Here is a 19,506-nt window from a genome sequence, read left to right as displayed (position 1 = left end):
GAAACGATTTCCGCAATGTCGCCAGAGATGCACAAGTGCATACCGCCCATACGCTCACAAAACGCCATCTGGCTTCCAGTTGTAGCCGATGACGGCCGTCATCGTCGGCGCGGCGTCCAGGAGCTCCCGGAGTGCGGCCCGGCCTGCGCCGACCGTGTGCTCGCTGGCGACGATGGCGCACTCCACCCCGAGTTCGGTGCAGGATCGTTGGACGGCGTCGGCGAAGCGGACGGCTGCGCCGATCCCGCGCACGCCCTCCTCGTACGGGGCGTTGAGCAGGCCGATGGTCCGGTGTCCCAGGCTTGCGAGATGCTCGACCGCCAGGCGCGCGATCTGATCGAAGTCGGCGTCGACGTAGGGGATCTGGCCGGGCTCGCTGGTTCGGCCGATGAGCCCGACGGGGATGCCGGCCTGTTTGAGGAAGTCCACGCGCTTGTCGGTGAGGGTGACCTGCATCAGCAGGAACCCCTGAATGAGTCCGGCCCGGGCCAGCTGGCGCAGCTCTTCCATGTCGTCTTGCCCCGTTGTCCAGAGGACGACGTGGAAGCCCCGCGCGCGGGCGGCCTCGGTGGCGGCCAGGACGTACTCCAGGTCGGAGCCGACGATCGTCCGAGGCTGCGAGGGGAAGACGATCGCGATGATGCGGCTGCGGCCACCGGCGAGGGCGCTGGCCATGGCGTTGGGGGTGTAGCCGAGCTGCTCCATGGCGTCGAGCACCTTACGGCGTGGTGCCGTTGCCGAACGCGTTCGAGCGAGGTGCTGTTCGGCGGCGCGGCTACGAGCGTGCGCATCTGGAGGCGGGGGCTGCCGGGATCCGTCGCGGCGAGCTGCAGGTGCCGCCGGAGGGTGGCCGCCTGGAGCGTCGCCTGACCCCCACACTCCTCACACGTGGGATCCCACACCCCCCACGTGGGGGCTGTGGGGGTCCCACAGCATGTCGACCTGCGTATTCACCCATCCCGTGGGGTCGTGGGGGTTACGCGGACGCCCGGCTGGGGGAGTCTTGTGGCCCTTCGGACCCCCACGGGGAAAGCCCCACCGGCGAGCCCCCGGGCCGTACCAGACCGCACCGGGCCCCCTACCCGGGACGAGCCGCCGTCGATCATGCTCCTCCGTGCCGTGGCCACCGGTCAAGGGCTGGACTCGACCTTGACCACCTCGCAGTCGCTCACCCGGTCGAGATTGCCGGTGTCCACCGTCACCACGTCCTTGCGCAACTCAATACCCCCACCGCAGTCCACGGTGTCGGCATCGTTCGCATCCCGGATGCTGACGTCGATCGTGTCGGAGTTTAGGCCGCTAAAGACCGTGTCAGGCCCCTGGCCGGGGTTGATGGTGTCGTGACCTGAGCCGCCCTCGACGGTGTCGGCGCCGAATCCGGTGCGGATGATGTCGTCGTTGGTGCCGCCCTCGGCCCGCACGGGCAGCGAGATCGTGCTGGCGTCCAGGAAGTCCTGCTTGTCCCGTAGCAGCGCGGTCACCCGGGTGATGAAGGACTGGCCGGTGGTGGGATTGAATACCTTGCACTGAATGACCTTCCGCGGTGCCGGGAAGGTCTCCTCGATCTGGTCGCACAGCGGGTCGATCGAGGTGGTCATCCGGAACACCACACCGCCCCGCAGCTCGCGGAAGACGATGCTGTTCGCGGCTCCCGGCGTGATCTGGATCTGATTGGTCTGTCCGCTGTCGGCGGTAAAGGTGATCGTGGTCCCGCTGAGCGTCAGCTCCCCGGTTACAGTGATCGCGTGTGCGGGGCTGGCCGTGGCCAGCAGCGTGCCGCCAACAGCGAGTGCGCCGGCCAGCTTGGGAAAGAGCGCCATGATGCCTCCTGCCGTCGAATGAGTTAGAGGGCACGCTCACAGCGATCGCGGGAAACGTCTGCGTACAACTCCACAGCAGCTCGGTCACCTCTAGCACGGCGAACGGGCGCGGGATGTGCGTTGTCACTTGTTCGCCCCCAGGGCCTTGCCCATGTCTTTGACGGCCTGGCGGCCAACGCCGGCGGTCATCTTCATGGCCTCGGCCACTCCGTCGGCAGGCTTCACCGCATATGGCATCGTCGTCGGAAAGGGCGCGCTCGTGGGGCAGACGGGCCTGTACTGCGCGTACAGCCACGTGACGGTGTACCGCGATGCCTCCGGCTACAGGATTTGGAACCGAGAATAGAGGAGCAAGGAGTAGCGTAGAGGGCTTGATCGCGGTCTTATAGGGCGGTCCAGCCATCCCTCGCCAGAAGGGGCTGTCTCCGTGAGACGACTATCGGCAATCGCTGCGATGCTCGTTGCGGCCGTAAGTTTAGTGGCCTGCACCGCAGACGCCCGCCGAAGCGGATCATCCGCGGCCGCTCCGCCTGAACCGTGCCCGTCGGACAAGGTATGCCACGCCATTATTGGCACCGACCCGGCCATCGCTGTATATCAGGGGGAGTTCTACTCCACCTTGATGCCGTTGGCGGCACGGCTTGAGTGGGTGGAAAATGAGTCCTGTCTTGTGGTAACGAGACACGGCGATCACTATCGGCAATTCAGGACGCTAGTTCCTCTATGGCCCGAGGGTACGAAACCGGTCCGAGCACCAGACGGCAGACGAGGCATCGAAATTCCCCACGTTGGACCGATCTTCGAGGGTGCATTATTTACGGCGGGCGGCACAGATTATCCGCCTAATCTCAAACCACCCGTCCCTCGGATCTCTACTCTTACCCAACCGCCTGGCGCGTGTACCGCCCATGACGGATTTTTCGTCATCGAACCGTCTGCGATCAGGCGTTTGGAGAGTTAGTCACGCGGGCCCTTTACGCCAGATGCGGCGCATGGCGCCTCCTGGCCGTAGGAGTACGTGATGCGACCGTCCTGCCGCACGACGACGGCGGGCCCGCTCCCCGGGCGACCCCGGACAAGCCCGCCTGCCATCACCGCTATGCACGAGACCTGCCTCCTACCGGTAGGCGTCGACCAGGTCGTCGCTGTAGGGGTCCCGCCCAGGTCCGGTAACGGCGGGCGCCAAGATGGAGGCCTTCACGTCCCAGCTGTACCGAGTGGCGGCGGTAGCTCCGCGCAGCCGGTACCCGTCGCCTGTCCGCCAGACGGTGATGACCGTCACCGGCACGCCTGTGTGGTTGGTGTGGACGCCCCACATGAAGGAGATCTTGCCGACCTGCGGGTCGAGCCGGCCGCCGAGCATGTCGCGGAACGGTTTGGAAGCGCGGAACAGCGCAGCGAAGGTGGCCGTGCCACGGTAGGCCCAGGTCTTGTTGACCCGACGACCGTCAGCATCGTAGTGCGCGGGGCCGGCCCGGTTGATGGTCGCCGTCCTGACGAGGAACTTCAGGGTGCCGATGTCGAAGGGGTCGATGATCTGGTCGCCGTAGAGCGCCGCGCCGCCGGGTGTCTTGCCGAGCGTGCGCCACCCGGTGCCGCTGCCGTAGGCGGGCCCCGAGACGTAGTAGCGGCCCTGACCGTGCGTGTCCGGTGCGCCGCCGATGCGATCTTGACCTGGTCGGCCGCCCGTTGGTCGCCGTTGGCGGCGTCCTCCTCCAGGAACCGCAGAGCGCATTCGGAGGTGGTCACCTGACGTTTCATGTCGGCGGCCACCACGCCACCGCGGCCCAGCTTGGCCAGACCCGGTCACCACGGGCGCGTCGGCCCGCCGCCCGCACTCCCTCGTCGGTAACGCCTCTACGCGCGGATCCTCCGGCCATCCCGCATCAGTTCGTTGATAGAGCTTCACCGCGGCGCCCTTGCTCTGCAGGCGCTTCACCGCAGCCACCACATCTACCGCAGTTGCCTGCGCAGGGGCAGGCAGCGCGGTCAGTGTGAGCACGATCGCTGATATAGCTTGTCATCTCATGGCTGGCGATCATGCCATACCACTCGATGCGGGCATCTCGGACACCTGTCTGGCAGATAGCGATGGCTCGAAGGCTGGTGGACCGTCGTCATCAAGTCGGTGTTTGACCATGAGCGTCTCGGCCTTAAGGGGCAGGCCGAACGCCGTCGCCGAGAACTGCCGAACCGGTATGGGGCTCATTGTGTGGCCGAGCCACTGCACCTTCGCCTCAGGGCGTCTCCACGCCAGTGTGGCAGTCCACCGGAAGGAGATCCAATACCCGTACCAATGCGCTTGGTGAATGACCAGAATAGGACTCTGCCATGTAACCCGGGACTGTACGGTCTTCGGTGTAACTCCTGATCAAGGAGAACGCACCTGATGAGTACTGTGATCCAGGCATCGACGGAGATCGACCTGGAGGACGCCGCGGTGGCGCGTAAGAAGTCGGAGAGCTCGACGGATCGGGAGCTGGTGGCCAGGCTGGTCGACCAGGCGCGAGCCGAAGGGGTGGAGCTGGTCGGTGAGAACGGGCTGCTGGGCCGGCTGACCAAGCTGGTGCTGGAGTCCGCTCTCGAAGGCGAGATCACCGACCATCTCGGCTACGACAAGCACGAGCGCGCTGGCAGCGAGACAGGCAACTCGCGCAACGGGACCCGGTCCAAGACCGTCATCACCGACGTCGGCCCGGTGGAGATCACCGTCCCGCGGGATCGGGACGGCAGCTTCGAGCCGAAGATCGTGCGTAAGCGGCAGCGGCGCCTGTCCGGCGTCGATGAGATGGTCATCTCGCTGGCCGCCAAGGGCCTGACCACCGGCGAGATCTCCGCGCACCTGGCCGAGGTCTACGGCGCCGAAGTCTCTAAGCAGACCATCTCCACCATCACCGACAAGGTGCTGGACGGCATGGCCGAGTGGCAGAACCGGCCGCTCGACGCCGTCTACCCGGTGATCTTCATCGATGCCATCCATGTGAAGCTGCGGGACGGCCAGGTGGCCAACCGGCCGGTCTACGTGGCGATGGCGGTCACCGTCGATGGCGAGCGCGACATCCTCGGCTTGTGGGCCGGCGACGGCGGCGAGGGCGCCAAGTTCTGGCTGCACGTGCTGACCGAGATTAAGAACCGTGGCGTCGCTGATGCGCTGATGGTGGTCTGCGACGGGCTCAAGGGGCTGCCGCAGGCCATCGAGACCGTCTGGCCGCAGGCCGTCGTCCAAACGTGCGTCGTTCACCTGCTGCGTGCCTCGTTCCGGTATGCCGCCCGCCAGCACTGGGACGCCATCGCCAAGGCGCTCAAGCCGGTCTACACCGCGCCGACCGAGGCGGCGGCGCTCGAGCGGTTCTATGAGTTCGCCGAGGTCTGGGGCGGTAAGTATCCGGCGATCGTGAAGTTGTGGGAGGACGCCTGGGCCGAGTTCGTGCCCTTCCTCAACTTCGACACCGAGATCCGCCGGGTGATCTGCTCGACCAACGCCATCGAGTCGGTCAACGCCCGTATCAGGAGGGCGGTCAAGGCCCGCGGCCACTTCCCGAACGAGCAGGCCGCGCTCAAGTGCGTCTACATGGCGATCATGAGCCTGGACCCGACCGGCAAGGGCCGCAAACGCTGGATCACCCGCTGGAAGGCCGCTCTGAACGCCTTCGCCATCACCTTCGAAGGCCGCCTGACCCCGACCACCCGATAGATCAAGTCAAGATCGAGATACACCGATCACTGGACAGACCCTGTAACCCATCCGACGAGATCACAAGTGCCTTCGCCGTGCTGCCGCCCGTCGCGACAGTGTAGCGATTTCATCCGCAATGCGATTCCCCGGCCGTGGTCAACTCCACATCGATCGCGGCTGCCAAAATGCCGCCAATCCGAGGAATGGATCAAGTTAGCGGATACGAGCACCAAGTCAGCGAGCCGCTGCCTAGAGAGGTCTGCCCTGCGGGTTAAACAGGACCCCTGGTCATCGTTGATAGGGGGGTGCCGTGCTTAGGCGCTTGATGGCAAACATCATGGATCGTCACCATGTCGGAGTACCTGGTCGATCTCATGCGCGCGGGTGGCCTCGTATTCGGCTCATCCTGGTCGCGATGGCCATCGTGGCTGGCCTGGCACCGCCGATGGCGGTGACTACTCCAGCGGCGGCCGTCGCACGGTTCCGGCAGCTCGCCTACGTGTCCAATGTCTTCTCAAATACCGTGTCGGTGATCAATACTGCCACCAACGCCATCATCGCCACCATCCCCGTCAGCGACCAGCCCAAGGGAGTGGCGATCACCTCCAATGGCGCCCGCGTATACGTCACCAACCAGGAGTCCGATGACGTGGCGGTGATCAGTACTGCCACCAACGCCGTCATCGACACCATCCCCGTCGGCGACCGTCCCCAAGGAGTGGCGATCACTCCTGATGGCACCCGCGTCTACGTAGCCAACGCCTTTTCGGATAATGTGTCGGTGATCAGTACCGCCACCAACGCCGTCTCTCACACCATCACCGTCGGCACCACTCCAGTCGCGGTGGCGATTACCCCCGATGGCACCCGTGTCTACGTCACCAACGGCAACTCGGATAATGTGTCGGTGATCAGTACCGCCACCAACACCGTCATCGACACCATCACCGTCGGCGATGGTCCCCAAGGAGTGGCGATTACCCCCGATGGCACCCGCGCCTACGTCACCAACGCCGACTCGGATGATGTGTCGGTGATCGACACCGCCTCCAACACCGTCATCGACACCATTACTGTCGGCGACCATCCCCTAGGAGTGGCGATCACTCCTGATGGCGCTCGCGCCTACGTAGCCAACGCCTTCTCGGATGATGTGTCGGTGATCGATACTGCCTCCAACGCCGTCATCGACACCATCACCTTTGGTGATGGTCCCTTCGCGGTGGCGGCCACCCCCGATGGCACCCGCGTGTACGTCACCAACAACTCCTCGGATGATGTGTCGGTGATCGATACTGCCTCCAACACCGTCATCGACACCATCACTGTTGGGGACGGTCCCGAAGGGGTGGCCATCGGGACCGTCATCGACACCATCACTGTTGGGGACGGTCCCGAAGGGGTGGCCATCGGGCGTGTCGTCAGGGGAGCCAGGCCCGGCCCCAAGATCAAAATTAGGGGGCCAGTGGGCCAGCAGAGCCAAGACCAGCGTCATAGCCAGGGTCATAGCCAGCGTCATAGCCAGCGTCAAAATCAGGACAGTAAGGTGATCATGGTGGTCGGGCAACGTTCGCACGATCGCCATGGCGCCGCTGAGTCACGCTGGTAGGCAGATGGGCGCCGCGCCAAGGTAGTTCGGGACCCCGGCTCAGGGATCGAGTACGAGTGGTCCATGCCCGTGTGCACATCAGGCCGTGCGCACGTATTTGGCACGATCAACCGTAGACGATAAGAGACAGCCGGACAGCACCGGACGCATGAAGAAGCCCTTGACTGGCGTTCCCGCTGGTCAAGGGCGCTTTCCTGCTGGTCGGACCTGGTGCCCCCGGCAGGATTCGAACCTGCGGCACCCGCTTTAGGAGAGCGCGGGTTGTACGGCTCGTCTGCGTTGTCTGACCTGCGAAAACAACTTGTCCAGCCCGCCGGGCAGGAAAGATCATCCCGCGCATGTCCCCCGCAGGGCGGGGTGCAATAAGGACCTCTTGTTCACAAGGGAAAGGCAGGCCCATCTAATAGCTCACCGCCCTGCTCGGGCGGTAGTTGCGAATCGCGGGAATGTGATTGTTGGACAGTGTTGCCGTACAGCATCCATCCGACGTCAGTCTTAGATCGGACCGCGTCGGGACACGGCCCCAGTTCTCCCATGCCAGACATGGACCTCCATCAGGGCCGCTGAACCCTTCGGCCGGCGGCTCTTGTCCAGTTTCGGACAAGATCTCGTTGACCAGCCGGCAAATCTGATACACCTGCAGTTGTCCTCATCTGAAGGGAAGCGGGTGCTTTCGACGTCGGAGCAGTGGGGCGAGCTGTACACCCCCAAGGGAGCTCCCTATGGCTCGATGCATCAGACGCAGTGCAAGGAACAGTTCAGTCTGGCATTCACTCACGCGATCACTGCGGCTGCCCGCTGTAAGATCTCTGACCTGCGGGTGGACGACGAGTGCGTCGACTTCACAGTACGGCAGGTAGCGAACCATCGACGGCACTCGACCGCGATGGTTGACGTGCAGATGAAATGCACCGAACAGGACGTGCTGAAGGACGATGGTATCCATTGGCAGCTCGATCGCGATCACTACGAAGCGTTACGTGACCCCCTTACCTACAACCGCAAGATCCTTGTCGTGCTTCTCGTACCTCACTTGCTACAGAGCTGGCTTGAGATGCGGGAAGACGGCATGCTGCTGCGGAGGATCGCATACTGGGTATGTCTTGAAGGTGCGGAACCCATCGAGACTCAGTCAAAAACCGTGATCCTTCCCAGGGAAAACATCTTCAACGTCGAGCAACTTTTGGAGATACTTCAGCGTGTAGGCGATGGAGGCAGACCATGAACGGCGTGCACGAGTTCGCTGCTCGGCCGTTGGTGCTCACTGAAGATCTGTCGCCCTCAGCGGTCGAAGCCTTTCTCCGGGTCCGCGGCTGGCAGCAGATTCAGCACCGGGATGGCCTCTTTTCGATCTGGGAATCAGTTGCTCAAGACGCGAGCGTCATGCTCCCGTACAACAACTCCTACCGAGACTTCAAGGCCCGCCTACGGGATGCCTTGTACACAATCGCTGACGTGTACAAGATCAAAACCGGCGAGGACCTTGCACTAGAGATCGCAAGCGCCCGTAGCGACATCCTGCTGCTGAGAGCGGACCAGGAAACCTTGGACGGCTCCATCCCCCTGAGTGAAGCGCAGAACCTTCTCGCAGGGGTCAAGCTAATGCTCACGGCAGCCGCGTGCAGTGCCATCAGACCGCGCGCAAGCAACCGAGGCCGTCGGCCATCGGCTGTCAACGAGTTCATGACGGAAGAAGTCCGCATGGGGCATACCATGCGAGGGAGCTTCGTCCTAACCATCTTCGCCCGCCATGACGAATCACGGACAGAGGAACTGCCCGCGCCGGCAAGTAACGGAGATAGGACGATCCAAGCTGGAGCGGCGTCAGCACGGGAACGATCAGATGGGTTGACAGCTTCACAACCTGAAAAGCTGGCACCAACGTCAGCAGAACAAGCCATCCTAGGAACATACACACGACGTGTCATGACAACACTGGCATCTGGGCTGGAGGCGGCCTGCGAACTGCTTGCCGACTCTCCCGAAGTCGAACTCGATGACGCAATTCAACGTGGTGCTAGCGAAGAACTTATACGCTCCCTCGGCACGATGACCGTCCATCCCGGCATACGGGCACTAGACATGTCGTTCCGCTGGTCTCCCATCCAGCCTCGCCCGGATGTCGCAAGCCGTGTAATTGTACGTCGCCCCAACCCTCAACGCATTGAGAGGATCCGCGAAGATCTTCGTGCACAACCAGTTGTGGAACAGGACGACCTACTTGGCCACGTCATCCGTCTTGAGCGGGCGGAAGGCCGGACAGGAGTCGTAGTTATCGATGGCCACCTAGGCAGAACGCGTCGACGGGTCAAGATGCGTTTGTCGGGCCAGGATTACAGGACCGCTATCCGGGCTCACGATGAGCAGCGTGCGATTCTCGCTAGAGGCACAGTCACCCTCGAAAATCGCTCTTGGTGGCTGACTGGAGCGGTAACAGTCCGGCTCCCCCTAGAGTGACGCGTCTTCAAGGGGAGGCGAGCCCGGTCAGCCCGTTAATCCGGCTTGAAGCCAGACTCAATCCGCGCCCAACTCACACTCCGAGCTTCAGGGGCTCCGTTCGACGACCGTCCGAGGCCATCCAGGACCGTTGTTAGCAACCACGTTAGAAAGATCGCCCGGTTCGACACGGCATCCGGTGGCAATGCCCGACGAAGGAGGGCTGCGGCAGCCGATCGCCCTAGCCCGCTACGGCGAGGACCGAAGTTAGCGATCGTAACGGCCTCAGCCGAACACTTCATTACGAGTAAAGCGGAGGACCCTGGTCGAGGGCTGGCGCTGCTGCTCAACAGTGCGGCGCCGTACGGGACGATCAGGTTGCGTGAGACGGCGTTGCTGTACTTCCCTGCTGTAAGGCAGACCACAGCAACCCGCTTATCCGGTGGCCGACCCGGAGCGCAGGGCCGCCCAAGCCCCGAGCACCGGAAGCGGCGCGGCGTGCGCCACGAGGCGCTGTTTGACGGTGCGAAGGTGAAAGCCCTTCGCTGATGGCCCCTAGTAGCGGGTCGTGTGAAGTGGGAAGCAGCCTGATCCCGGAGTCGCGGGTGAGGGTGGGAGCAGCCTCGACGATGTCAGGGCGTGCCGGACTGCCAGACGGTGCCGGCTTGGTCAACGAGCGGAAAAGGTGTACGTGAGGAACCAGTGGTATAACGCCCTTCGAAACCCTTCCCGGGACGTCCGATGAGAGCTGACCCGGCGAGCAGTACGGCTTGGGGTTTGAGGCTGGCGGCTTCGTCAATGAGCTGGTCTGCCTGCGCGACGAAGGGGATGCCGGAATCGTTAACGAAGGCGATCACACCTCCACCCTCATAGGTCTCAAGTCCTTCGGAGTTGAGAACCGAGGCCGTCCCGTCGGACACCACGGCAAGGCGTTCGGAAACCTCCGAATTGCCCACCGCTTCGTTCGCGATGTCCGTTCGCAGGCCCTGAGCGACGGCCAAGGGTTCGCCGAGAGACTTCACATCATCGAGCCTATCGACGTTCCCGCGGGTCGAGGCGCAGTTGCTGAGCTGTACTCGGTCGGCTCTCTCGATGATGGCGCGCCATCCATGGACCAGGGCAGTGCGGTGGTGGGGGAGTTCCACCCACGTGACGGCCTGGCCGTCCCACCTCGATGGGCTGCTCGATGCCGGGCAGCGCTTGGACGTCGTCGACTCCTGCTTCAGGCCGGCGCGCACCTCCACAGGCTGCGTGGCGGTCAGGCCAGCAGCGCATCGATGACCGGTCCGATGCAGGCATGGGTGACCGCGCGAGTGATCCGCTTGGCCTCTTCGCTCCGTGAGGGGACGCGGATGATAGCCCAGAGCATCCATTTGCATGCTCTGAGTTGCCGACGGGGTGGAACCCCCCAAGCTTTCGTCACATTAGGGAAGCCAGGTAATCGGAGGTCCTGGAATGGGTGCCCCAAGCAGGCTCCTTACCCCAAGATATCTCTATGATTCCGCGATACGACGTGGAGCCGATCGTTGAGATCGACATCCAGCAACTCAAGGTTCCCGACGCCGAAGATGTAGCGGACGGATTCGTGTACGTTCACGAGTACGAGCCGTTGGTTCCAGTCGGCTGGGCAGAGGTCTTGGAGTGCTTGGAGTTCGAAGACCACTGGCTGACCACCGCCGACGCGGAAGCGGACAGTCCAGCCGAGTTCGACAAGATCATGGACCAAGCGGAGTCCGGGGACGAAGATGACATTCCCGACGGGCCCCTGCAACTGCTGGACCTAGGTGTTGCCGGATTGTCGTTGGCGCTGTGCGCTGCTGGTTGCGTCACGTTCTGCTCATGTAGGGCTCATAATGACCACCGAATAAATACCTGGACGCATCCACAGGTGGGGTTCGCGGCTGACGCAGACCGAGCGCTGATTGTTGCGAGGCTCGCCCGTGAGATCGGATGCGGGCTCGGAAATGCAGTCGATCGCCGCTACCTCGTTGCTTATGCTTCTTCCCTCTCAGAGACAACGGCGCTCGCAAAGGCGATCTATGACAGTCGAGCCGACTTCGATGCTCTTCCTCCACCGGGTTGGTTCGCCGGGCTGGAGAGAATCAGGAGAGAGCGAGATTGGTACTAACCGGCGAACGAGGTCGGCCATCCGGATAGGCTCCCCGTCATGGACACCTGTCATGTCAGTGAGGGCGCTACTGGAACGTTACAGGAGGGGCAGTGCCGTCTTTGGCTGGTTGGCGGAGCGAGAAATTCGGATGGCTATGGCCGGGTACAGTGCGTCGCGGGAGCCTGCAGCCGGAAAGGTGGCGCGCGGAATCGTGACACCTGATTTCGACATCGCGGCCCCCGATCCGGCTGGAATGGTGGCATCGCTGAGTTCTCTCGGCTATTCAATCGAGGCAGCCGTTGCAGATCTTGTTGACAACAGCATCTCGGCCAAGGCCGGACAGATTGACGTGGTGTTCACCTGGGGCGCTGAGAACTCCTGGGTTGCTGTGATCGACAATGGTGAAGGCATGGCCCTCACTGACTTGATCACCGCGATGACTCCTGCTGCTCGCGGACCCGCCTCGGAGCGAACTGCAGAGGATCTCGGCCGGTTCGGAATGGGGCTGAAGACTGCCTCGTTTTCTCAGGCACGCCAGCTGACCGTGACCAGTGCCAATTACAGTGGTGAATGGCATACGCGCACCTGGGACCTAGACACAGTCGAATCCACGCGGGAGTGGCGCCTACTGCACAACGCTGACCTGAAGACTTTGGAGATCCTTGACCAGCTGCGTGAAGGTCTTGTGGCTGGCACGGTTGTGCTCTGGAGACGACTCAATGGCTACGGGTCCGATGAAATGGACGTCGACCAGACCGCCCAGCAGCAGTTCTACGATGAGGCGACCCGGGTAAAACGACATCTCGAGATGGTGTTTGCCCGGTTCCTTAAGGACGTGGACCTGCGGATCCAGGGACAGAGAGTCCAGCCGTGGGACCCCTTCCTTTCAGGACACCCCTCCGTACAGCGCGTCCCCGCGGAGGCTCTTCCCCTCGCGCACAGCACCGTGAAGGTTGAGGCATTTGTGTTGCCCAGCGCCCAGAAGCTGTCCAAGGAGCAGTACGACGCAGCAGGCGGGCCGAATGGTTGGCTGAACCAGCAGGGCTTCTACGTGTACCGGAGGAACCGACTGATTCTCGCGGGTGATTGGCTCGATCTTCGAGGGCTGCGCCAGGAGGAGAAATACAACCTGGTTCGGATTTCCGTCGACGTCCCTGCTGAACTTGATGCGGAGTGGAGTGTGGACGTCCGCAAGTCGAAGGTCGTACCCCCAGTGGCCCTTCGGCGACATCTACGGCGCATCGCACTGCGCGCCCGCGAGCAGGGAGCGGATGTGATCCGGCACCGGGGACAGATCGCGGCGCGCCAACATGGCAGGACATTCGTCTACCCGTGGAGGGTCGACAAGCTGGACGGAAGAATCAAGTGCCGGATCAATCGTGAGCACCCTCTTGTCCGTGAGACGCTGCGGACTTCCGAGGAGCGCAGCGCAACTGTGAAGGCGTTGCTGACGCTCCTCGAAGAGACCGTACCGGTCGAAGCTCTACGGGTGATACACGAGGCGGATGCGGCCGACGACCCCGAGCCGTTTGGCGGGAAGCCGAACGAGACCCAGGAGGCCGTCGCAAGCGAACTGTTCGCTGCACTGGTCAACCAGGGCAAGAGTCCCGAAGAAGCCAACGCGATGCTCCGAGACATGGATCCGTTCAACCGCCTGTCGGGCTTCTGGAATCAGTGACCCAAAATGTCACCGGCGGCGCCTAGGCTCGCTCCAGACCCGCCGGCTGTGCAAGGAGGAAGTTGTGAGCACCAGTGAGCAGACCCTCACCGATGCGCTTCGCGTGGTCCGAGCTCTCCTGCCGGTTGACCGGCACGCCACGGACGAGGAAGTGATGTCCGCGGTCAGCAAGGTTCACCCGCTCTTCCCTGGTCTCGACCAGCGGGCGCTTTTGCGCAGAGTGGAAGAGCTCGTTGCAATCTTCCAAGAGGACTCAACGGGCATCGCTGATGATGACGACACGCACACGCCGTGGCTCCCTGATGCAAAAGCATCCCGCAACTGGGAGTTCTGGGAGCGGTACAGGGACTACCTGGAGAATGTGGAAGGACTTCCTCCCGAAGTTGTCCGAGTGCTGAATAGATCCACTGACGAGGTCTTGGGCGAACTTGAGGACCCGACTTCAGTAAATGGATGGAAGCGAGCTGGCTTGGTCATCGGCCAAGTGCAATCTGGCAAGACCGGCAATTATATAGGCCTAGCCTGTAAGGGCGCAGATGCTGGCTTCAAGTTGATCATTATCCTGGCAGGTATTCACAACGACCTTCGCAGTCAGACGCAATTGCGGATTGACCAGGGCTTGTTGGGATTCGACACCCAGTTCCAGAAGCGGTACGACGAGGACGCGACCCGGTATATCGGGGCAGGCGCCATGTCGCACACAAAACGTCTGGGAATTGGCTCGCTAACTGATAGTACAGAGAAGGGCGACTTCACTCGGCGCAAAGCGCAACAGCTTAATTTTCCCTTGGGTCACTTCCCGGTAGTGCTAGTGATTAAGAAGCACCGTAGCATCATCGAGAACGTCCGGAAATGGCTGGTCGATGTACACGGGACGAAGGACGAGGCCACGGGTAAGGACGTCATCCGTGAACTGCCGCTCCTATTGATCGACGACGAGGCCGACCACGCGGGGATCGACGTCTCCAAAGACGCCGAGACCGACCCGTCGAAAGTCAACGGTGAGATCCGGAAACTGGTCCACTCTTTCGAGAAGGCGGGCTATGTCGGGTACACCGCGACCCCTTATGCGAACATCATGATTGACCCGGATACGGACCACCCAGAGTTCGGAAAGGATCTGTTCCCCGGAAGTTTCATCCGTGTGCTCCAGCCTCCGTCCAACTATTTCGGACCAGAGCGGGTCTTCGGGCTGACCTCCGACGATCCTGAGGAGGACGGCATTGAGGCGTTGCCCGTGACACGGTCCATCAAGGACTCCCAGACCTGGATGCCGAGCAAGCATAAGTCCAGCTGGCGGGTTCTCGATCAGTTGCCTCCGTCGCTTCGTGAGGCAGTGAACGCCTTCCTGCTCGCATGCGCCGCCCGTCGGGCTAGGGGGATGGAGACTGTGCACAATTCGATGCTTGTGCATGTGACCCGGTTTACTGCCGTCCAGCACCAAGTGCGCGATTTGATCGACGATCATGTTCGGCTTCTCGGCGACAGCATGAAGGATCGCTACAGCGTCGTCGCAGCTCAGCGGCTTACGGAACTTCGTGACTTGTGGGATAGGGACTTCATGAGCACGACCAAGGCTTTCCCCACCGACCAGGTCCAGGACGTCTCCTGGACCGAAGTTGCCGAGCACCTGCTCCCTGCTGCCCAGAAGATCCAGGTGCGCGCCGTCAACGGTGCCGCCAAGGATGCCTTGGAGTACTACGAGAGCCGCAAGACCGGTCTGTCAGTGATTGCTGTGGGCGGTGAGAAGCTGTCTCGCGGCCTAACTCTCGAGGGCCTGAGCGTCAGCTACTACCTTCGTACGGCACAGGCGTACGACACTCTGCTCCAGATGGGCCGGTGGTTCGGCTACCGCCCGGGTTACGAGGATCTGTGCCGGCTTTACACGACCGAGGCGCTGAAGAAGGCCTACATCGAGATCACCCAAGCGACGGACGAGCTTCGCCGAGAGGTCGAGGAGATGTCCGCTCTTCGGGCCAAGCCCAGCGAGTTCGGGCTGAAGGTCAAGTCCTCGTCCCTTGGCCTGACGATCACGAATCGGCCGAAGATGGGAGGTGGCACCCCGGTTAGGTTGAGCTATTCGGGTGACCACCCCGAGACCGTGATGTTCGATCTCAAAAAGGGTGCTCCGGAGAAGAACCTGGCTAACCTTGTGAGCTTCGTTCGCAGGCTAGACGACGTATGTGTCCCCGTCATGGATGGCGGAAGCATCGTGTGGAGAAGTATTTCCGCGGAGGATGTCGCCCTGTTCTTGGATGGTTACCAGCCGGACAAATACGCCCACCGCGTTCGGCCAGGCTATATCTCAAAGTACATTCGCCGGTGTGACCAGGTTGGCGAACTTGGGAACTGGACAGTGCGCCTGGTGGGAAGGGCGGATGCAGAACACGTCGCGCAGATTGGCGGCTATAACATTGGGTTGATCAGCCGGAGTCCATACCCGGGTACCGATCCACTCAACGAAGGCCGTCTGAGGATCCGACGACTCATTAGCCCCGCCGACGAGCACAGAGATCTTACCAAGACGCAGAAAGATAGGGCGCTAGAAAACCACAAGCGCTGGGCAGCAGGGAAACTCGACAAGAAGGGCAATCCGATGAAGGTGCCCACAATTCCTCTTGATGGGTTCGTCCGGGAAGTGCGCACCACGGACCAAGGGCTTCTCCTGATTTATCCAATCGCGTCGGAGTACAAGGATGCCCAAGTGCCTCTCGTGGGTTACGCGTTCAGCTTTCCGAAGTCCCTCAAGCACAGGAAGACTGAGTACGTTGTTAACCCCACCTGGCTTAAGGAACAGTCTCTCCTCGATGACGAGGAAGCTGAAGAGGAGGCTGAGGGTTGAGCATCACCGAAGACGACTGGTTGGGTCTTTCGACTCCGCAGGGCGCTCCTGGCCGTTCAATGCTGAGGCTCCACCCAGAATCTCCGCATGAACTGCACATCGTGGTGACCTATCCGGACCGCCAGCGCATGCTTGTGCTCGATACCAGCGAGGCCGCATACGAACGTGCGGCGAGTGCGTACGGAAAATTACCCCGAACCAAGGGCTTGGAGATCAGCTTTTTTCGATTGAACCGCCAACACTACGAGCTTCGGATCGCATTAACCTCCGATGGGCTCAAGGGTGTATTCACGACGCTGGTGACTGATATCGCCAACGCGATCAGTGTGAATCCTGACAACAATACTGCCGTCATGGCGGCAATCAATCAGTTTGAGCGTTGGCAGAACCTAATGCGGAGCGTCGGAGAGGATGGCCTTAGTGTGGAAGGCCGTCGCGGCCTTTTTGGAGAACTCCTGCTGCTACGCGACTATTTGATCCCCGCACTCGGTCCTGCCGACGCTGTCCTTTCCTGGACAGGGCCCACGGGTACCAATCAGGACTTCCAGCTTTCGGGATGTGCCCTAGAGGTGAAGGCCACATCCGCTCGGGCATCTTCGGAAATCTCGATCGCGAACGAACGGCAGCTGGACGATACCGGCGTCGATTACCTCATCCTGGTCCTCGCGATCCTTGACGAGCGCCGCGGGGGAGTCGGCACTAGCCTCAACGCGATGGTGGAAACTACCAGGCAGGCGATTCCAGGCACGGCAAGTCGGTCAGATTTCGACGATCGTCTGGTTCAGGTAGGGTACTTCCCCCAGCACCGCGATCGCTACGACGAACCGAGATATACCCTCCGAGAGATCAGATTCTGGTCCGTACGAGACGATTTCCCCCGCATTATGGAAGCAGAGCTCAGAGCTGGCGTGAGCACCTGCAGCTATCGGATCCAGACCGCAGGTCTCAACAGCTTTCTTCTCAACACAGACGATGTACGTGCGCTGATCGGACGGACCGATGACTGAGGTCGCCTTGGAGGACTTCGCCCGAGGCTTGGTTGCCAACGTGCTAACCACCGCAGAGGCAGAGGACACCACCGCGCCGGAAATGTTCACGCAGCTGATGTTGGATGACCTTGAGGTGGCCGGAGAGATCGAGAACCAGTTCCTTGCATACCACAAAGCACACGGGCTAGAGATCCACGGCTTTGGCAGCAACAAGACTCTCAGTAGCCTGGACTTGGTGGTCACGGAGTTCAGACAGATTCCGCTGATGGACAAGCTCACCAAGGCCCAGAGTGACGCGGCGTTCAAGCGACCTCTTCAGTTCCTGCGCAAGCACAAGGACATCAAAGAAGCCTTCGATGAAGCCAGTGACGTCCATGATTTGTGTGTGGGGGTTGAGAAGGCGCTTGCCGAAGCATCTAGGATCAGGGTCTTCCTGCTCACTAACTGCATCAGCACGTCAAAGGCCCCGGCTCCGTCGTTGTTCGACGAACTCGAAGTAACCTACGAACTGTGGGACCTGCGCAGGTTCCACCGTTTGGCTAGCTCTGGTGCTCAGAGTGAGCCGGTGGTCGTCGAGTTCGAGCGGCCACTGGCCTGCCTCGCGGCGCCGGCGCCGGCGCCGGACCTGGCAGTGGTGCTCAGCGTCGTCCCAGGCCAGGTGCTGGCTGACCTCTACCACGAGTACGGTACGCGGCTTCTGGAATTGAACGTCCGGTCATTCCTGCAGACTCGCGCCAAGGTCAATGGCGGTATTAGAAAGACGTTGCTAGGATCCCCCAAGTGGTTCCTGGCCTATAACAACGGCATCACAGCCACCGCTTCTCAGGTCGACTTCATTCGTAGTGATGATGGGCATCACGCGATTAAGCGTATTTATGGGCTTCAGATCGTCAACGGCGGTCAGACCACAGCATCGATCTACTACGCGCACTCGCGTGACAAAGCAGACCTTTCCGAAGTTCACGTCCAGATGAAGCTCACGGTACTTCCTGAATCTAGGCTAAGTGAGGTTGTGCCAGAGATATCCAAATACTCCAATACTCAAAATGCAGTCACGCTAGTCGATTTCAGCTCTAATAACCCTTTCCATGTCGCCGTGGAGCGGGTGACCAGGACTCTCTGGGCCCCGGCCGCAGACGGTAGCGGCGTTGAAACCCGCTGGTTCTACGAGCGGGCTCGGGGCCAGTACACTGACGCCGAAGCCAAGGCGCGAACCCCCGCCAACAGGAGGAAGTTCAAGCTGCAGCATCCCACCAAACAGAAGTTCAGCAAAACCGACCTAGCCAAGTACATTCATTGCTGGGAAATGCTTCCTCATTTGGTCAGTCGAGGTGCACAGAAGAACTTCTCGGAGTTCATGATCAAGCTGGAGGTTGCCGTAAAGGCTGACCAAGTGCCTCGTGTCGACGTTCGCTACTGCCAGCGCCTGATAGCAAAAGCGAAGCTGTTCAAGGATATCGACAGGATCGCCCAGCGGCACCAGGCCGGCAGCAACAAGAGTTTCGTCACCGCCTACACTATGTCGCTCCTGGTCAAGGCAACCAACCAGCGTTTGGACCTTGACCGGATCTGGCGTGAACAGGGCGTGTCGCCTGCGCTGGCCGCTGCGGTCGAGGGCCTTGTCGACAGAGTTATGGCAGTTATCAACAACCCCCGTGGTGGCAACCACTCCGGAGAGTGGGCCAAGAAGGCCGAGTGCTGGGAACGCGTGTGTCGGATCCACTGGTCTGTGCCCGCAGATCTTGAGGCTGAACTACTACCAGAACCTGTGATTGACCCGGTCGGACCCTCGCCCGAGTCCACCGATGAGATGGACCTTCCAGAAGAAGTTGTGCTTGTCGGGGAGATCGCCCCGGAGGAGTGGTTCTCCATCCAACGCTGGGCGAAGGAGACCCAAAGCCTCACTCCTGATCAAAGACAGCGGCTCGCGGTGGTTGGTCGCCGCCTTCAGAACGGAGAGCCGATCAGAGTTGATGTCGCGGTCGAGGCCCTCAAGCTGCGTGCCATGGCCATCAGTGCTGGCTTCCACGCGTAGGAGCGGAGGCCGAGCCCTCGCTGGTTGGCTGAGGTGGGCATCCGATATATCTTGAGGCCGACCCGTAGGGTTGACTGAGATCAGGCCTCGGCCTTCGAGGTTCATAACGATGCGCTATCCTGTTCGATCTAGTGCTCGATGGGCAGATACGCTTGATCCAGAGATACCGTTTGGACCTTCACAGCACGGCCGGTACGTTCTGACTTTCCTGTGTTCCAGGAGGCGGAAGTACTGCCTGGTGCGGGAGAATGCTTGCCGCGACTGGGGAGTCTGTGTTCTCCTGGTGGTCATCAGGGGAGTTCGGTGCAAGG

General features: G+C 61.5%; 13 protein-coding genes. 9 read left to right on the top strand and 4 right to left on the bottom strand.

Annotation, left to right across the window (positions count from 1 at the left end; all coding sequences use genetic code 11):
* Nucleotides 1-54: 54 nt before the first annotated feature.
* The 3 genes from EDD27_RS37740 to EDD27_RS37730 form a co-directional block, all read right to left on the bottom strand.
* Nucleotides 55-705: a LacI family DNA-binding transcriptional regulator gene (locus EDD27_RS37740; protein ID WP_127936642.1), complete on the bottom strand. Its 651-nt coding sequence runs from the start codon at nt 703-705 to the stop codon at nt 55-57.
* Between the two features lie 425 nt (nt 706-1,130).
* Nucleotides 1,131-1,820, bottom strand: a complete 690-nt coding sequence (locus EDD27_RS37735) for a hypothetical protein (protein WP_127936641.1) — start codon at nt 1,818-1,820, stop codon at nt 1,131-1,133.
* A 1,117-nt stretch (nt 1,821-2,937) separates the two neighbouring features.
* Nucleotides 2,938-3,555, bottom strand: a complete 618-nt coding sequence (locus EDD27_RS37730; protein ID WP_127936640.1) for a hypothetical protein — start codon at nt 3,553-3,555, stop codon at nt 2,938-2,940.
* Nucleotides 3,556-4,209: 654 nt separating this feature from the next.
* Here EDD27_RS37730 and EDD27_RS37725 point away from each other — a divergent pair.
* The 4 genes from EDD27_RS37725 (at nt 4,210) to EDD27_RS37705 (ending at nt 9,562) form a co-directional block, all read left to right on the top strand.
* The gene (locus tag EDD27_RS37725) at nt 4,210-5,514 is read left to right on the top strand and encodes an IS256 family transposase (RefSeq protein WP_127932211.1); all 1,305 of its coding nucleotides are present in this window, start codon (nt 4,210-4,212) and stop codon (nt 5,512-5,514) included.
* Between the two features lie 397 nt (nt 5,515-5,911).
* The gene (locus tag EDD27_RS37720) at nt 5,912-7,105 is read left to right on the top strand and encodes a YVTN family beta-propeller repeat protein (protein WP_127936639.1); all 1,194 of its coding nucleotides are present in this window, start codon (nt 5,912-5,914) and stop codon (nt 7,103-7,105) included.
* 667 nt (nt 7,106-7,772) lie between these two features.
* Nucleotides 7,773-8,330, top strand: a complete 558-nt coding sequence (locus tag EDD27_RS37710; protein ID WP_164903971.1) for a DUF4365 domain-containing protein — start codon at nt 7,773-7,775, stop codon at nt 8,328-8,330.
* Nucleotides 8,327-9,562, top strand: coding sequence for a hypothetical protein (locus tag EDD27_RS37705; protein ID WP_127936637.1), 1,236 nt, complete (start codon nt 8,327-8,329; stop codon nt 9,560-9,562). The genes EDD27_RS37710 and EDD27_RS37705 overlap by 4 nt, the downstream gene beginning before the upstream one ends.
* 611 nt (nt 9,563-10,173) lie before the next feature.
* Here the strand turns inward: EDD27_RS37705 and EDD27_RS37700 are convergent.
* Nucleotides 10,174-10,779, bottom strand: coding sequence for a hypothetical protein (locus tag EDD27_RS37700; protein WP_127936636.1), 606 nt, complete (start codon nt 10,777-10,779; stop codon nt 10,174-10,176).
* 257 nt (nt 10,780-11,036) lie between these two features.
* Here EDD27_RS37700 and EDD27_RS37695 point away from each other — a divergent pair, with 257 nt between their 5' ends.
* The 5 genes from EDD27_RS37695 (at nt 11,037) to EDD27_RS37675 (ending at nt 19,195) form a co-directional block, all read left to right on the top strand.
* Nucleotides 11,037-11,669: a hypothetical protein gene (locus tag EDD27_RS37695; RefSeq protein ID WP_127936635.1), complete on the top strand. Its 633-nt coding sequence runs from the start codon at nt 11,037-11,039 to the stop codon at nt 11,667-11,669.
* 193 nt (nt 11,670-11,862) lie between these two features.
* Nucleotides 11,863-13,329 (top strand): ATP-binding protein, encoded by a 1,467-nt coding sequence (locus EDD27_RS37690; RefSeq protein WP_206641821.1) that lies wholly within the window; start codon nt 11,863-11,865, stop codon nt 13,327-13,329.
* Between the two features lie 64 nt (nt 13,330-13,393).
* Nucleotides 13,394-16,171 carry a Z1 domain-containing protein gene (locus EDD27_RS37685; RefSeq protein ID WP_206641820.1) on the top strand — a complete coding sequence of 926 codons (2,778 nt, stop codon included), beginning with the start codon at nt 13,394-13,396 and terminating at the stop codon, nt 16,169-16,171.
* Nucleotides 16,168-17,178 (top strand): PD-(D/E)XK motif protein, encoded by a 1,011-nt coding sequence (locus tag EDD27_RS37680; RefSeq protein WP_127936634.1) that lies wholly within the window; start codon nt 16,168-16,170, stop codon nt 17,176-17,178. The genes EDD27_RS37685 and EDD27_RS37680 overlap by 4 nt, the downstream gene beginning before the upstream one ends.
* Nucleotides 17,171-19,195, top strand: a complete 2,025-nt coding sequence (locus tag EDD27_RS37675) for an AIPR family protein (protein WP_127936633.1) — start codon at nt 17,171-17,173, stop codon at nt 19,193-19,195. The genes EDD27_RS37680 and EDD27_RS37675 overlap by 8 nt, the downstream gene beginning before the upstream one ends.
* Nucleotides 19,196-19,506 lie beyond the last annotated feature (311 nt).

It is taken from the genome of Nonomuraea polychroma (assembly GCF_004011505.1).
In the GTDB taxonomy this organism is placed as follows: Bacteria; Actinomycetota; Actinomycetes; order Streptosporangiales; family Streptosporangiaceae; genus Nonomuraea; species Nonomuraea polychroma.
Note: the sequence above shows the minus strand (reverse complement) of the source record. Positions and strands in the feature narration are given on the sequence as shown.